Origin of the sequence: Streptomyces sp. NPDC047049, assembly GCF_040643995.1 — a bacterium.
GTDB classification, from domain to species: domain Bacteria; phylum Actinomycetota; class Actinomycetes; order Streptomycetales; family Streptomycetaceae; genus Streptomyces; species Streptomyces mooreae.
The window spans coordinates 1-14,379 of record NZ_JBEYVM010000039.1; the positions used below are offsets into that span (position 1 = coordinate 1).

Sequence of the window (14,379 nt, forward strand, 5' to 3'; positions counted from 1 at the left end):
CGGCGGGGGCAGCTCCGCAGGCTCCGCCACCCCCACCACCGCGCGGCCCACCGTGAAGCGCCGACCGACCGGAGGGACCACCCGCCCCACACCCGCGGGCCCCGCCCGTCCTGGCGGACCACCACCGCCGGCCGCGACGGCCCGTGACCCTCCGCCTTCAACCCCTGCCACTGCAACCGGAAGAGAACAACCGTGGACTGGATCCGCTCCGCTTCGCCACTCGAACAAGCCGACCATGCCAAGCGCCGCCGCGACATCGTCGGCGAGCTCGACGCCATCATGTCCGGCGCCCGCTCCCTCAGCACAGCACCGTGGTACCCCGCCCGCGTCGGCGACCTCCTCACAGTCCACTACGAGGGTGCCCCCGACATGCCGGCCTGGTACGAGACATACGAAGTCCGCCCCGGCGCGGGCGGACTGGAGCTGCACCTGACCGACCGCACACCGGGCGAGGAATTCGCCGACCTCGCCGGGTTTTTCGCCGGCCCCGACGAATGCGGCGGCGACCCGTTCACCACACCGTGGATGGAGGCCGGCCCACGGGTGCTGACCATCGTCCGCGACGGCGTAACCGTCCACGACGGGCCCCGCCACACCAGCGGGATCGCCACCGGCCCGGCCGCGGTGGAGTTCGACGGCGGCCGCCTCGTCACCCTGCTTGGCGCGTCCCTACTGGACCTCCACGGCGGCCGCACGCAGCTCGGCGGCTGGGTCGACCACGACACGCCGTTGCCGTTCTCGGCGGCCGTCGTGCGGGCCCAGGTGCCCGGTCGTGCTCCGTTCTCCGTCCCCCGCGCCACCCTCGACCAGTTCAACGACGGCAGCGACTCCCGCGACTTCCTCAAGATCCAGTGGCCCACCGGTCAAGAGACACCGTGCCCACCCGCGTGACCGGTGCCCGCACGTGAGGGAGGGGTGCCCCGGGTTTTTCGGGGCACCCCTCCCTCACGTCCTGGTGCTCGTCCTCGTCGCTGCCCGCCGCCGTCGGCCCCCGCGCCTTCTACGCGGTTTGTTCGCCCCGCTTGGCGGCTCGGCGGACACCTGGGGCGCCTCGTCCTGGTCGTCGTCCTGCTGTCCTCCCACGCCGAACGGCCCCGGCACGCCGGCGGCCACGCCCAACACGGGGGCACCCTTCAACCGGTGCTGTCCATAGATCACGTCGGTCCTCCGTCCTCCTGCCAAAGCAACAGCGGGCATCTGCCCACGGCGTTACAGCCCGATGCCGTACAGCGGGTTGGCGTCGTCCCACACGCCCGCCTCCTCGAAATACGCGGCGAGCGCGGCCGACCCGTCCACCCATCCGCCGTGCCGCCCGGTCTCCAGCAGATCGGCGCCGGCCTGCTTGGCCGCGGTGGCGAAACCGCGGCGGAGGGAGTGACCGGACCAACGCGGCGGGAGATCGGGCAGCACGTCCGCCGGCGGCTTGTCAAGTCCGGCCCGGCGGGCGGCACGGGCCACCAGGTCGCCGACGGCGCGGCCGGTGATCCGGCCGGACGGGTCGCCGATTTCCCGGCCGCGGCGGAACATCGGGCGGGCGATACGGCCGTGCCGGTCGACGCGCACGAACACCGGCCCGGCCGGCGCGTGTCCCTCCTCGGCGAGCCGGGCCCTGTAGGCGCGTACGGCGCGGACCGGGCACGTGGCGGGGTGGCTGCCGTACGGCACACCGAGCGGCTGGTCCCGGTGGACCTTCGGCCGCCACACCTCGACCTCCAACCCGGCCTCGACCTCGACCAGATCGGACCAGTCCAGCAACCGCAGCTCCGAACGCCGGGCGGCCAGGGCGAACCCGAGCAACAGCGCGGCGACATCGCGCAGTCCGATGACCGTGGTGGTGTCGGTGGCGGCGGTCATTTTCCGCAGGACGGCCGGGGTGGCGGCGGCGGCCCGGCGAGGCCTGCGGGCCGGGTCCTTGGCCTGGTGCAGCTCGGCCTCGTAGCCGCGCAATACGAGCCGGGCGCCGGTGGTCGACGGCGGCTTGTGCTCGGCGGCCTTGTGCGCGACGGCGATCGACGCCATGGCCCGGTCAATGCTGTCCGGGGTGTACGGGCGGCCGGTCCGCGGTCGCGGCGTGCGCTTCAGGTAGGTGACGTACTCGGTGAGGGTGTCGCCGCTCGCCGGGAGGGCCTGGCGGCCGTGCTCCGCGCACCACTGCTCGAACCGGCGCCAGTCGCCGGCGTAGCCGCGCTGGGTCTCCTCCGGGATGCCGGCCTCCAGCGCGGCCCGCGCGGCGGGGGACAGCTCCCGCGTGGCGACGGGCGCCGGGACGGGGGCACGGTGGCGAAGCGTCGGAAGGGTGGCCACGCGATGCTCGTGCATGGGCGAGCTGTCAGAACCCGGGGACCTTGGGCACGTCGGCCCACGTCAGGTGGTCGTCGCGCAGGGGCCACTCGCCGTAGGGCAGGGGTGCGCGACCAAGAGCGTCCCGCACCGCCTCGTCCGTCGCGCACCTGCCGCAGATCCGTACGTCCCGCTCGACCGCGACACGGGATCCACCACCGATGTCTTCGGGAAAGTCGCCGAGGGGGCCGCGGCAGCGCGGGCAGGGAACCTGAGTGTTGTCGGTGCCGTACGGCGAGGGTGTGGCCATGGCTTCCTCTTCCCAATGCGTCGTCGCTGACGGGTGGTTCTGGCTTCCGGTAAGGCAACTTACCGGAAGCCAGACCGCCGAACGCCCCGCTATTCCGAAACCACCCCGGACGCCATTTCACGTGTACACGCGAAGTTCGGCGGCGGACTGCTGACATCCGGCAAGATGGCAGCGGTTACTGACGCGCACGATGTTTGTCAAGGATTGCTGACGCGAATTGAATTCGTCTTGGGATGCTGACAGGGTGTCAGTATGTCAACGAATGCGACCGTGACGCCGGTCCCGCTGCCCGCCCCCTTGCGCATCCTCGGTGACGACGAGTACGAGCGGGCAGTCAAGGCCGCCGTACGCGCGGACCGCTCGATCGGGCGGGCGACCGCCGTGGAGATCGCGGATGCCGTGCTCGCCGAGGTCGGTCTGTTCCCTCCGCCCCTTGAGCCCGCTGAGCTCGACTCCGAGTGCTGTACGGCTCAGTGCCTCCCCTTCGACGCCGAGACGTGCGACGCGTACACCTTCGGCACCTGGCAGCAGTGCGGCGACGAACCCGGCCACCCCGGCGACGACCACGACAACGGCGAGTTCAGTTGGTCCGACGGGCAACCCGGCACCGTGCCCGCCCGCCCGGCCGGCGGGGAGGGCTGAGCAGTGGCCTGGACCACCGACGCACCCGGCGGCCAGCGGCACACCGGCTATGTCCTGGGCCGGCTGGCCGACGGCACCATTCCCACCTACCGCAGCGGACAGGCCTTGTACGAGCGCGAGTTCACCGACTCGCCCAACGGGGCCGGCGGTACCTGGAGCGGCCCCGGCGCGGCCGACGTCGACCAGCCCACCGCCCTGGTCCCCGCCTGCCGCTGCGGCTGGCGGGGACCCGACACCCCGTACGGCGGCGAGGCCCTGCTGCCCGATGACGCCATGCTGGAGGCACGCGCGGTGTGGCGGGCGCACGCCGCCGCGGTCCTGGACGCGCAGGTACCCGACGGCTACCGGGACAAGATCAGCGCACTGGCCCGCAACCTGCACGAACTCGCCGACGAACGCCCGCGCTCCGCCCTGGTCCTCGCCCGCCAACTGCGTGAGATCGCCGACCACCTGGAACCGCTCGCGGTCGCCCAGGCGCTCGCTCAGGGGGTGCCGTGGGAGACGATCGGCGTCGACCTGGACCAGACGAAACAGGCTGTCCACCGGCGCTACGGCCACCCCTCCGCCAGCCTCGAACAGCGCGTACGCGAACTGACCGGCGGCAGTGTCGCCGCTCTCCTGGCCGTCGCCCGCGATCGGCGACGCGGCACCCCGCCACCGGCACCACGGGCCCGCTGGTCACAGGCCGTCACACGTGCCCTCCGGCCCCCGGCAGGCAACGGGGTCGGGGTCCCGGGGAGCTAGAACCCCCGGCTCCTGTGTCGTCACCGGTTTCGCCCCGGCCCTGCCGGATCGCTCCGACGCAAGGCCCGAACGGCTTCCTCCAGGTCCTCATGGCGTGCGCTGGTCATCTCCACCACCCACGCGGTGGCTCCGTCGAGAACATCGGCGTGCACGGCCCCGAGTGGCTGGCCGGCTTCGTAGGCGTACCAGACCGGTTGCTCGGTGTCGGCGGGCTGGACGAAGTCCACCGGCCGCCCGTCGACCGTGCGTGTGAACAGTGGCGGGAGGTCCGCTTGCACCCCGCTCACACCGCACCGTGGCGGTTCGGCCATGCTGTCCACCTCACCCCTCGTCCTCGTCGTCGTGTGCGTCGGCCGTCCTGTCGAGTTGGGCCCGCAGTTGCTCAACTTGCGCCGTCAGCTTGGCGACACGCTGATGCGCCTTCTCGGCCCGGACCTCGGCCTTCTCCGTGCGCTCCTCCGCCTTGTCCGCGCGGGCCTCGGCACGCTGAGCACGGGCTTCCTCGGCCTCGGCCCGGCGCTTGGCCTCGTCTCGTTCAGCCTCGGCGAGCCGACGGGCGTGCTCCTCGTCGGCGAGCTGCCCTTGCACCTGGGCGAGCTGGGCGGCGAGCTGGTTGCGCTCGTCCTCGCGGTCCTGGGCCCGCCGCTGCTCGGCCTCCGCCTTGGCGATCGCCTCGGTCGCCTGCCGCTGGGCCTCGTCCCGCTCCCGAAGCGCGCGGCCGCGGTCATCCTCGGCGGTCTGCGCGCGGGCGATCGCCCGGTCACGCTCGGCCTCGGCAGCGTCCGCGCGGGCCTGGGCGACCGTGGCCGCCTGGCGCGCGTCATCACGCTCGTTCTCGCGGTCCTGAGCCCGTCGCTGTTCGGCCTCGGCCTTCGCCGCGGCTTCGGTGGCCCGACGTTGGGCGTCGTCACGCTCGCGTAGAGCGTGGTCACGCGCTTCTTCGGCCGCATCGGCGCGAGCCACCGCGCGGTCACGCTCGGCCTGGGCGGCCTCCGCGCGGGCCTGGGCGGCGGCGGCGGCCTGGCGGGCTTCGTCGCGCTCGGTGCGGGCGGCTTCCGCGCGTTCCTCGGCCCGGCCGGCGTCCTCGACCGCCTGAGCAGCCCGCGCCTGGGCGCGTTTGGCCTCCTCCTCGAACGCGGTGCGGGCGGCTTCCGCCGTGCGCTGGGCCTCCTCGGCACGGTCCTTGTCGGCGACGGCCCGGCGGGCGGTCTCCTGGGCGTCCTCGCGTGCGGTGATCGCCTCGTCCCGTACGCGTACCGCGTGGTCGCGGGCCTCGATCGCCGCGGCCGCGCGGGCGGCGGTGGCCTCGGCGTCCGCCTTCGCCCGCTCCGCCTCGGCGCGGGCCTCGGCGGCGCGGGTCTGCGCGGCGGCGGCCTCCTGCTGGGCCTGGCTGATCTCCTGGTGCGCGGCCGCGCGGGCGGCGGCAAGACGGGCCTCCAGACCGGCGGGAGAGGAAACCTTGCCGATCTCCTGCTTCACGCCGTCGGTGATCTGCTCCAGACGGGCCACGTACTCGCTGAGCCGGGCGATCTGGCCGGGCAGGCCGGGGGAGTTGCGCTCGCGGGCGCGGGCCTGCTTGGCCTCGTTCTGGCACTTGCTGTCGCAGTATTCCGGCGGTCGGCCGGCCCCGGCGGGCTTGGTGCGGGCGATCAACTCGCCGCAGTTGCGGCAGGGTTCGGGCCAGTAGCCGAACGGTGCCTCCTCGTCGCCGCCCTGGGCCGCGCCGTCGGCCGGCTGCTCGTCGCCGTCCGGGGTCGTCGTCTCGTCGCTCATCGGTGAGTGGAGGCCTTCCTGCGGTGCGTGGGTCGGGCGGCGGCCGTCGGCGGGCGGGTGCCGCCTGCGCGGGGATGGTGCGGCGGCCGGTGGCGGCCGCGGGTGCTGATGCTGCCGTATGCCGGGCGCCGGACGGCAATCCGGCCGCCGACCGACGGCCGGGCCGCGATGAGCCGCAGGCCTGCGGGACGGGCGGTGAACCGGGGGGTTGCGGCCGGGTGCGGGAGTTCGGCGACGGCGCCCACCTGGTCCTCGGCGGTCTGCTCCTGGTGCTCGTCGTGCTGCTCGATCACCTCGGCGCCGGCCAGCTCGTCGGCGGCGAGCTGGTCGCGCCGGGCGGCTGCGCGGGCGAGCTCGGCCGGGTCGCCCACGTGGAACTCGACGTCACCGATCTCGTCGCACCGCTCGGCCGGGGCGTTGATGGCCTCCCACACGGTGGTGTACCGGGTGCGCGGGGCCGGCTCCGCCTCGACCTCGCGGGGCTCGGGGCGGGCGGCCTTGGCGTACAGCAGGGCCTCGGTCATGTGGTCGCGGACGGCGGTGATGTCGACGGTGTGGGCAGTGGCCTGGGCGATCCGCGCACACAGCGACAGCCAGTCCTCCGACCAGTCGGGCATGTCCGCCTCAACCTCGGGGGCCTCCGGGCCGATCCACTCGGCGAGGTGCCGCATGTACGAGCGGCGCCACCACCGGCGCTCGACGCGCTGGTGCCGGGCGTCGTGGACGTCCGCCCAGCGCTGGCCGTGCGCGGAGTCGCGGATCCACCCGCCGAGGGTGCGCATCATCGCCGTGGCGGCCCGCTCGATCGCGGCGAGCACGCCCGGCAGGTCCGCGGCGAACCGTGCGACCTTGAGCGCGTCGCCGGTGATCTTCAGCGCGTGGCGGGCCACCCGGCGCTCGTCCCCGCAGAACCGGCCGCCCTGACGGGAGAACAACACGATCTCCTCGAACCGGCGCGGGTAGACCCCCCAGTTCAGGGCCAAGCGCTCGGTCATCTCGCGCCGGACGTTGCCGAGCTGGCCGGCGTCGTGCACCCGCACGATCACCTCGCCATACTCCCCGTCGACGTACATCCGGCCCTCGGCCCATGCCAGCGGCCCGGCGTACGGCGCCGCCCTCCGCGGCGGCGACTTCTCCACCTCGTGCCGGTAGGCGAACGGATCAACTGCGCTGGTCTGTGACATGCCGTCAGTCTAGCATTTCTGGATTACTGTTTCCAGTAATCCAGAAATTAAAAATTGACTGTCGGCTGCGAATCTGAGGGGGAACGGTCGCCCGGCCGGTGCGCCCGGTCGGCCTCCGCCACGTGGTGGCGGGGCGGGCCTCGTCGGGCCCGTGCGGCCCGGTGACCGCGCGGCTTCCGGGCGGCGGGCTGTGCCTCACGCCAACCGGCGGTTTCTCGCGTGTACACGAGAAACGCGCTGCGGTCCTGTCGGGCCGGAGCCCCGGCGGGCCGGGGCGTCGGGTTCCGGGAGCGGTGTGAAAACCGGTTCCCGGGTCGGTGCGGGCTTCGTGTGCGCGTCGCGCTTGGCGGGCCCGTACCGGGTGGTGCAGGACGACTGTACCGCGCTGGGGTAGCCGGCGCCTACCGGTTCACCCGCCGGTGTGTCGTCGCCCTTCGCGCCGGGCCTCGACCACGGTTCGGGCCGGGGCGTCGTGCCGCGGCCCTCTGCTGCCCGCGGGGTCAGGCTGCGGCCGCCTGGTCGTGGGCGTTGGCGGCGCCGAGACGGGCGGGGTCGATGATGCGGCCGGCGCGGGCGAGCTGGGCGGCCTCGTCGGCCAGGGCGGCGGCGTTCAGTCGCGCAGCCTCGATGGCGAACGCGCGGGCGTGGTCGGCGGCGCCGAGTTCTCCGGGCTCCTCGCTGGGGTGGCGGGGGTAGGCGCGGGCGTACGGGTCCAGGCCGGGCAACACCTCCTGCTCGGCGCCGGCGCGCGCTCCGTGCCTGCGGCGCTCGTCACGGTCGAGCTGCCACCACGCCTCTTCCCGGCACCACCACAGGTGGACGCTCTGCTCGACCCGGGCCACCGTGGCGAGCTCCACCGTGCGGCAGGCAACCCCCAGCTCAGCCGCGGCCTCGTACAGGCTCCTGCCGGTGGCCACGATCGTCCCCTGAGCCGTTGTCCTGACCAACCCGGCCCCCAGCAGCATGGTGCAGTGCCGGGCCGTCGTACGGGCCGTGTAGCCGCTGCGTGCGGTGATCTCCTCCATGCTCAGGCCCGGGGTGTCCTTGATGACTTCCAGGGTGCGGGCCGCGTGGTGACCGAACCGGTGCCAGATGCCGGCCTGCTGGTGGGCAATCAGGTCTTCGAGCTGGCTCAGGACAGACGCCCCCCCCTTCGGGGGGCGGGGCGTTCCGCTTCTGTCCGACCCGTGGTGACCTGCGGTTTCACTGTGTTCTGCGCAGCGGGGGGCGGCGCACATGTGGTGGGCGTCGCCGGTGCACTGGTGGGCGTCGGCGAGACGGACGCGGCGGCCGCTGGCGGTGGCCTGGTCGGCGTCCTTGGCGGTCTCGATCCAGCCGTCCCAGGTGACCCGGTTCAGGGCCAGGGCGGCGGTGGACTTGGAGTAGCCGGCCAGCACGGCCATGCGGCGCACGTTGGCGGTCACCTCGGGCCCGTAGGCGGCCATCAGCCAGGCCAGGGCGCGCAGGACGGCGCGGTCGGCGGGGCCGCTGGGGCGGATCCACGGGGCCGGGCCGGCGGCCTCCATGCGGGCCAGCAGCTCGGCGGCGGCGGCGGCGCCCTCGCTGTCGGCCGGCTCGGCGTTAGGGTTGGTGTCGGTGGGGCGGCGCGGCATCCGGGCAGCGTCCTGGACGGCCAGCCACCACGCGCGGGCGAGCCTGAGTTGGGCCTCGGCCTCGGTGAGCGGGCGCCGCTCACCGGTGGCGGTGCTGGCGGTGCGCAGCCACTCCAGCGCCGGGGACAGCACGGGGTCGGCGGCGAACTCGGCGGCCTGGACGCGGTCCCACCCGGCCGCGGCCAGGGCCCGCAGCACCGGGTGTACGGCGTGCTGGTGGGCGTCGGGCGTACTGCGCGGGCGGCGCTTTGCCATGCGCCACACCGCGGCCGTCAGGGGGCGCCAGGCCACGGCGAGTTTGGGCACACCGCCCTCGTCGGTGGTCACGGGCCGCATCACCCGGCCGCGGGCCACGATCGACGGCGGCACCTTGCCGCCCGTGCTGCCGGTCTTGCCGGTCGGCTGCGGGCCGGCCAGTGCGGCGCGGGCGGCGCTCCACAGGGCGGGGGCCTGCGCTTGGGCTTCCAGGTCGCGCAGCAGGGACGCGAACGCGGCCTGTGACGCCCCGCGCTTGAGGATGGCGATCGCCTCGTCTGCCGAGTGCTCGGCGAGCTGGGCGTGGCCGCCCTGGCGGTGAGGGGCCCCGGGCGGGCGGACCGCGCCCGCGGCCGGGTTCAGCAGCGGCGTGCGGTCCAGCGTCGGGAACAGCACCTTCGCGGCGTTCGCGATCCGGGCCACCACGGCGGGCGGGAGGCCCTGCGGGCACGCCGCCCACACGTGCATGCCCCCGCTCGGGCCGGAGACGACCCGCACCGACCGGATGCCGTGCGCGGCAAGAAGCGTCGTGATCGCCTCGGCGTCCCGGGCTACCGCCTGCACGCCGCCCTGCGACACGTCCAGCTCGAACACGACGTACAGGTACACGTGGTAGCGGTCGCCCTTGCGCCCGCCGCGGCGGTTGCGCAGACCAGCCAAGAACATGGCGACCGGTGCCGTGCCGTCGACCTCGTCCCGGTCGACTACGTCCGGGTACGCGTTGGCCCACACGGCGACCGGTTCCGCGTGTACACGCGAACTGTCCATGCCGACGAACCGTGCCCGCCGGACCTTCCGGCTCGGCGACAACTCCCGGAGAAACCGGGTCAAAACGTCTGCGTGGGTGGCGGTCGCGGTGTCGACAAATCGTCGGTTTGACACACCGGTTGAAGGCAAAAAAGGACCGCCACCGCGGCTCTGCGCTACGATGGCGGCAGCTCCTCGGTGCTATGAGGGCGCACGAAAGCCCCCGCCGTCGGCCTAGGAAACCGGCACAGCGGCGCTGACGTGCAACTTTGTGTAGGACCGGGAGTCTCAGCGCAACAGGTTGGGGAACCTAAAATGCAGCGGCTGAGACCCCGGTGGCTTCGGGAATCGTCCGGTTAGGAAGTGCCGGAGAGGAGTTCACGAAGCCGGTTCGTTCATCCGGCCTCCCTAAGCGCGCTACGGCGCGCTTTCTGCGTTTGGTACAGCTCGACCAACGCCCGGCGCAGCACTTCGGCACCACTGACGCCCATGTCGGACACCAGGAACTCGTATGCCTCGCGCTCGGGCGTGCCGGGGAGCAGGTGGACACCGGGACGGACGCTCTCGTTCGGCTTCTGCTTGAACGTGTCCGTTCGGCCGCGCTGTTGCGCGCCTGTCTTCGATCCTCGTGCTCCCACGGTCAAGATCCTAGACCCACAGCCGACCGCGTGATTCACGTTTGCCCGCGTGGCGGGCAGATTTCTTCGTGATTCCCGGGGTTCAGTGTCCCTGTTTGGGGGATTCGTCGCACTGGTGAGGGAGATTGACGGTCCGGAACCCGGCCGCTGCGCCGGGTTCCGGGTGGGGTCTCTACTCGTCGTCCTCGTCCGGGTCGATCGGTTCGGCGGGCTCGAACGGCGACTTGCACACCCCGCACATCAGCCCGCCGTCTTCTCCGCCTGCGGCCCATGACTTGCGGCTGATCTGGATGCGGCGGGCGGGCTGCGGCCCGTCCTTGCCCTCCTCGGTGCACTGGCAGATGATCAGGAAGCGGGTGTTCCCGCGCTTCTTCGGCCTGCGCGGGGCCTCCTCCTCGTCGTCCTGGTCCTCCTGGTCGTCGTCGCCGGCCGCCGCGACGGCAGCGCCTGCTCCGCCCGCCAGAGGGTCGTACAGGTAGGGGAGTTGGGCCGCGTCCAGGGCCTCGATGGCTGCCTTGTACTTCTGGGCGGTTTCATCCGTGATGGTGCAGTCGTTCCATCCGTGGATGGGTACGGGCCGCTCCGGTCCCCTGAGTCCGAGTTCTTCCGCGATGGCCACGTACTTCTTGTTGTGGTACCGGCCGTCGCTGCTGGTGTCAGCGACCTTGCGGGCGTGCGCGACGGCGTGCGCCGCTTCGTGGAGCAGGGTTTCCATGGTCTTTCGGCCGCCGTTGGACAGCAGCTCGCCGCTGGCGAACAGCTCGGGCGCCCGGCGCTTGCGGCCGGTCTTGACGTTCCACATGTCGGCGCCGAAATGGCCGTACTTGACGCTGATGTCCGCGCCTCGGAGCTGGAGCCCCCGGCCGGTGATCATGACGACGTGGGGCACCTCGGGGTGCGCGGCTCGGATGGCCTCCCAGGCGCCTTCCAGGGCCTTGACGGTGCGGCTGCCGTACTCACCGGGGGCAGGCGGGGTGGCGGGCTCGTCGGACTGGGCCTGGGCGGGGATGCCGGCGGTGGTGGGGGCCTGAGTGGTCATCGGTTCCGTTCCGTTCGCTTGTACACGTTAACCGCGGCCCGGGGGTGGGGAGTTCCGCCCCCGAGCGGTGTTGGCGGGTGTCGGGTGGGGTGCCGTTCCCCTTCCCGGCATGCACAAGATTACAGCAATCTAGGTCCATTCTCAAGCGGGCGCCGCGGGTCACGGCCTTCCTGGCGTAGCATCAGTTGGTCCGGTTTGCCCTGGTGGGGGGCTGCTTCTGGTCGCTGTGGGCGGTCTTGTGGTGCTCGCTTGCGCGGGCGAGGATGCGGCGAGCTGTGTAGTCGGGCACCTTGTAGTGGGCGGCGACTTCGGCCGTGGTGACCGGCGGGCGCTTGCCCTGCTCGGCCTGGGCGATCCAGCCGGCTACCTCGGCGGCGTCCCGGTCTCGGGCGTGTCGCTGGTCTCCGGCGTCCCGACGGGCCTCGGCCACGCGGCGGCGGACTCGGAAGCTGCCGTTCACTTCCTCGCTGTCCAGGTAGCCGGTGACGGCGTAGGCGCGGACGGTCGACGGGTCGACGCCGAGCAGGGCGGCCGCTTCCTTGTCGGTGAGCAGATCGTCCGGGTGCTCACCGGCGGGGAGTTCAGGCAGGGGCTCGCGTGCTGCCTTGGCCGTGTCCATGTCCGCCGCGCGGAGCGCGGTGAGATAGGCGTCCACCTGGGCCTCGTCGTACTGGTACGGCTGCGGCCGGGGGCCACCGGGCTTGAGTGGCTTGTCGACCGGCGCGACGGCCGCCGTGAACGCGGCGCGGTACTTGCGCTTGAACGTCGACAGGCTGACGCCGAACCGGTCGGCGACCTGCGGAAGAGTCAGGGTAGGGCGGCCGCGCGGGATCACCGGTGGCACTCCTTCGTCGTCGGGGCCGGCCTCGTCGGCCGGCGAGTCGGGGCGGCCGGGGCCGCGCGGTTCTTCGGTGACCACCACGGTGGTCGTTGGTGGCCACCACCGTACGGCGGTGGGGCCGGGGGTATGGCGGCGCGGGCGAGCTGGCGGCCGCCCGCGCCTGCCGGTCGGTTGGGTCAGCGGTCGCGGTGCCGGGTCAGGGTGCGGACGGAGCGCAGCACCAGGGCGAGGGGCCACAGGGTGAGCGCGACGCACCACACGGCGACGGCGGCGAGGATTTCCCCTCGGCGGGGCGGGCGGCCGTGGTCGGCCTGGATGTCCCACAGTGGATCGCCCGGGGCGGTGCCGGCGGCGGTGTAGATCAGGAAGCCGAACAGCAGGTACAGCACGAACAACGCGGGTTCCTTCGGGGGTTGGCGGGCGCGGGTCGGCCCCGGGGGCGGGTGCCGTTCCCGCCCCCGGGGCCGTGGGGTGTCACTGGTGGGGGATGGAGAGGGTGAGCCAGTCGAACCGGTCGGCGGCGGCGCACATCCACGCGGCCGCGTCCTCCTCGGGGCCGGTGGCGGCGTCCTCGACGTGGGCGGCGGCCCACGCGTAGGCGTTGGCGACCTGGGCCCACATCCAGGTGAAACCGGAGCGGTACCGGCCGTCGCGCTCGTGGTGGCGGGCGAACTCATCGGCAGCACGCTGGGCCCGGCCGCGGTAGATGGCGGCCTGGGTGGTCAGCCATCGCACGTCCCGGCCGCGGCCGTCCTCGGCGGTGCGACGGAGCATGGCGCCGGCCTGGCCGGCCCGCCGGGCGACGGTGGGCAGGTCGGTGACCTCGGCGAGGATGCGCCGATCCGTGGCGCGGTCGGTCTCGTACAGGTTGCGGAGCAGTCCGGCCGCCCATGCGGCGCCGTGGAGGGGGCCGGGCAGGCCGGCGGTGAGGTCACGCTCGACGGTCATCTTGCGTTCTCCTGTCGTGTGGAGGTGTTGGCGGTGCCGGAGCGGGGTGCCGTTCCCCTTTCCGGCATGAACAAGATTACAGCAATCTGGGTCCACCGGCAAGGATGCGGGACCGGTTTTGCTGGGGAAATCGCTGTTCAGGGGCTTCGGGCGCTACGATGGCGCCGACGTTCCTGTCCGCCCTTCGGGGCGGTGTTGGCGGAACGCTGGGCCGGTGGATGCCGTCACCCTTCGGGGTGTCCCACCGGCCCTCTTGCATGCTCGGCGGCCCTCGCGCCGGCCGCTGGGGGCGGCCTGGCGGTGCCCCCTCCACGGGCGGGGGCACGACGGCGGGAGACCGTCAGGCGCGGGCGTGCGCGGGGTGCTTGAGGACGAACAGCGCCTTCTCCAGCCGCTTGGTGCTGCGGACGAGGGTGGTGAACTGCGGTCCGCTCCACACCCGCCACACGTCGCCGTCCACGGCGGGGCTCCAGGTGAGCGCGTGCACCCGTCCGTCGGGGGCGGTGGCCTCCCACCAGCCGCGCTGCGTGCGGCGGAACGTGACGCCGGGGGTCTCCGGGATGACCGGCTCGGGGCCGAACCGGCGCTCGACGTAGGCGAGATAGGCGGCGGTCGGCACGATCGCCACCCGCGCCCGGTGCGGCTCGCCCGGCGTCAGATCCCAGTACGCGCCGTCGGCGTAGCGGAATCCGCGCTTCACGATCAGCTCAGCGGCTGCGGACAGCAGGTCGTCGGCGAGGGGCGACGTGCGCCCGGCGCCTGGGAGCGAGATGACGTCCGATGCGGTGGCCGTGCGCCCCTCCGCGTCGGTGAAGCGCACGGACGCGGTCTGCATGATCGGCGAGACGTAGACCTCGACCATGCAGGGGCGCGAGGCGAGTTCGCCGCGGCGGGCGCGGTCGAGGCGTTCGGCTTCCGTCAGCTGTGCGGCCGGCCGGGCCTCTGCCTGCGCCTGGTGGAGCTGGTGGGCTGCGGTCCGCTGCTGCGGGGTGGTTCGAGTCATGGGTGTGTTGCCCTTCGTGAGCCGGTGTTGGCGGTGTCGGGTGGGGTGCCGCTCCCCGTTCCCAACAAGGACAACTTTACAGCAATCTCGGTTCACGAGCAAGCGGGGCGGCGGGTGTTTTCCCTGGTCAGTTGCGGTTTCCGGGTTCTCTTGTACACGTGAACTTTCGTTGTTCGGGAGTTCACGAGTCTTGGGCTCCGGGAGTCTGGCGGTCCCTGGACATACCCGGGGCCGGCGGTGGTGGTCCGCCAGGACGGGCGGGGCCCGCGGGTGTGGGGCGGGTGGTCCCTCCGGTCGGTCGGCACTTCACGGTGGGCCGCGCGGTGGTGGGGGTGGCGGAGCCTGCGGAGCTGCCCCCGCCA

General features: G+C 73.1%; 15 protein-coding genes. 3 read left to right on the forward strand and 12 right to left on the reverse strand.

The annotated features are described in order from the left end of the window. Positions 1–192 precede the first annotated feature (192 nt). Positions 193–891, forward strand: coding sequence for a hypothetical protein (locus ABZ851_RS37110; protein WP_361137106.1), 699 nt, complete (start codon positions 193–195; stop codon positions 889–891). A 318-nt stretch (positions 892–1,209) separates the two neighbouring features. Here the strand turns inward: ABZ851_RS37110 and ABZ851_RS37115 are convergent, their stop codons facing one another. After that, positions 1,210–2,319: a tyrosine-type recombinase/integrase gene (locus ABZ851_RS37115; protein ID WP_361137108.1), complete on the reverse strand. Its 1,110-nt coding sequence runs from the start codon at positions 2,317–2,319 to the stop codon at positions 1,210–1,212. A 10-nt stretch (positions 2,320–2,329) separates the two neighbouring features. Then, positions 2,330–2,590, reverse strand: a complete 261-nt coding sequence (locus ABZ851_RS37120) for a hypothetical protein (RefSeq protein WP_361137110.1) — start codon at positions 2,588–2,590, stop codon at positions 2,330–2,332. Positions 2,591–2,842: 252 nt separating this feature from the next. Here ABZ851_RS37120 and ABZ851_RS37125 point away from each other — a divergent pair, with 252 nt between their 5' ends. Continuing rightward, positions 2,843–3,232 (forward strand): hypothetical protein, encoded by a 390-nt coding sequence (locus ABZ851_RS37125; RefSeq protein WP_361137112.1) that lies wholly within the window; start codon positions 2,843–2,845, stop codon positions 3,230–3,232. Positions 3,233–3,235: 3 nt separating this feature from the next. Then, entirely contained in the window at positions 3,236–3,976 is a 741-nt protein-coding gene (locus ABZ851_RS37130) for a hypothetical protein (protein ID WP_361137114.1), read from the forward strand. A gap of 20 nt (positions 3,977–3,996) precedes the next feature. Here the strand turns inward: ABZ851_RS37130 and ABZ851_RS37135 are convergent, their stop codons facing one another. The 10 genes from ABZ851_RS37135 to ABZ851_RS37180 form a co-directional block, all read right to left on the reverse strand. Next, positions 3,997–4,287 (reverse strand): hypothetical protein, encoded by a 291-nt coding sequence (locus ABZ851_RS37135; RefSeq protein ID WP_361137116.1) that lies wholly within the window; start codon positions 4,285–4,287, stop codon positions 3,997–3,999. Positions 4,288–4,297: 10 nt separating this feature from the next. Beyond that, the gene (locus tag ABZ851_RS37140) at positions 4,298–5,749 is read right to left on the reverse strand and encodes a hypothetical protein (protein ID WP_361137118.1); all 1,452 of its coding nucleotides are present in this window, start codon (positions 5,747–5,749) and stop codon (positions 4,298–4,300) included. Continuing rightward, positions 5,746–6,933, reverse strand: coding sequence for a hypothetical protein (locus ABZ851_RS37145; RefSeq protein ID WP_361137120.1), 1,188 nt, complete (start codon positions 6,931–6,933; stop codon positions 5,746–5,748). The genes ABZ851_RS37140 and ABZ851_RS37145 overlap by 4 nt, the downstream gene beginning before the upstream one ends. A gap of 500 nt (positions 6,934–7,433) precedes the next feature. Next, positions 7,434–9,569 (reverse strand): hypothetical protein, encoded by a 2,136-nt coding sequence (locus tag ABZ851_RS37150; RefSeq protein ID WP_361137122.1) that lies wholly within the window; start codon positions 9,567–9,569, stop codon positions 7,434–7,436. A 374-nt stretch (positions 9,570–9,943) separates the two neighbouring features. After that, on the reverse strand, positions 9,944–10,186 hold the full coding sequence (locus ABZ851_RS37155) for a hypothetical protein (protein ID WP_361137124.1): 243 nt from the start codon (positions 10,184–10,186) through the stop codon (positions 9,944–9,946). A gap of 172 nt (positions 10,187–10,358) precedes the next feature. After that, complete coding sequence (locus ABZ851_RS37160) at positions 10,359–11,225, reverse strand: hypothetical protein (protein ID WP_361137126.1); 867 nt, start codon at positions 11,223–11,225, stop codon at positions 10,359–10,361. Positions 11,226–11,406: 181 nt separating this feature from the next. Further along, positions 11,407–12,147, reverse strand: coding sequence for a hypothetical protein (locus ABZ851_RS37165; protein ID WP_361137128.1), 741 nt, complete (start codon positions 12,145–12,147; stop codon positions 11,407–11,409). A 95-nt stretch (positions 12,148–12,242) separates the two neighbouring features. Then, positions 12,243–12,461, reverse strand: a complete 219-nt coding sequence (locus tag ABZ851_RS37170; protein WP_361137130.1) for a hypothetical protein — start codon at positions 12,459–12,461, stop codon at positions 12,243–12,245. Between the two features lie 79 nt (positions 12,462–12,540). Beyond that, positions 12,541–13,014 carry a hypothetical protein gene (locus tag ABZ851_RS37175; RefSeq protein WP_361137132.1) on the reverse strand — a complete coding sequence of 158 codons (474 nt, stop codon included), beginning with the start codon at positions 13,012–13,014 and terminating at the stop codon, positions 12,541–12,543. Positions 13,015–13,354: 340 nt separating this feature from the next. After that, positions 13,355–14,017, reverse strand: coding sequence for a hypothetical protein (locus ABZ851_RS37180; RefSeq protein ID WP_361137134.1), 663 nt, complete (start codon positions 14,015–14,017; stop codon positions 13,355–13,357). Positions 14,018–14,379: the final 362 nt, after the last annotated feature.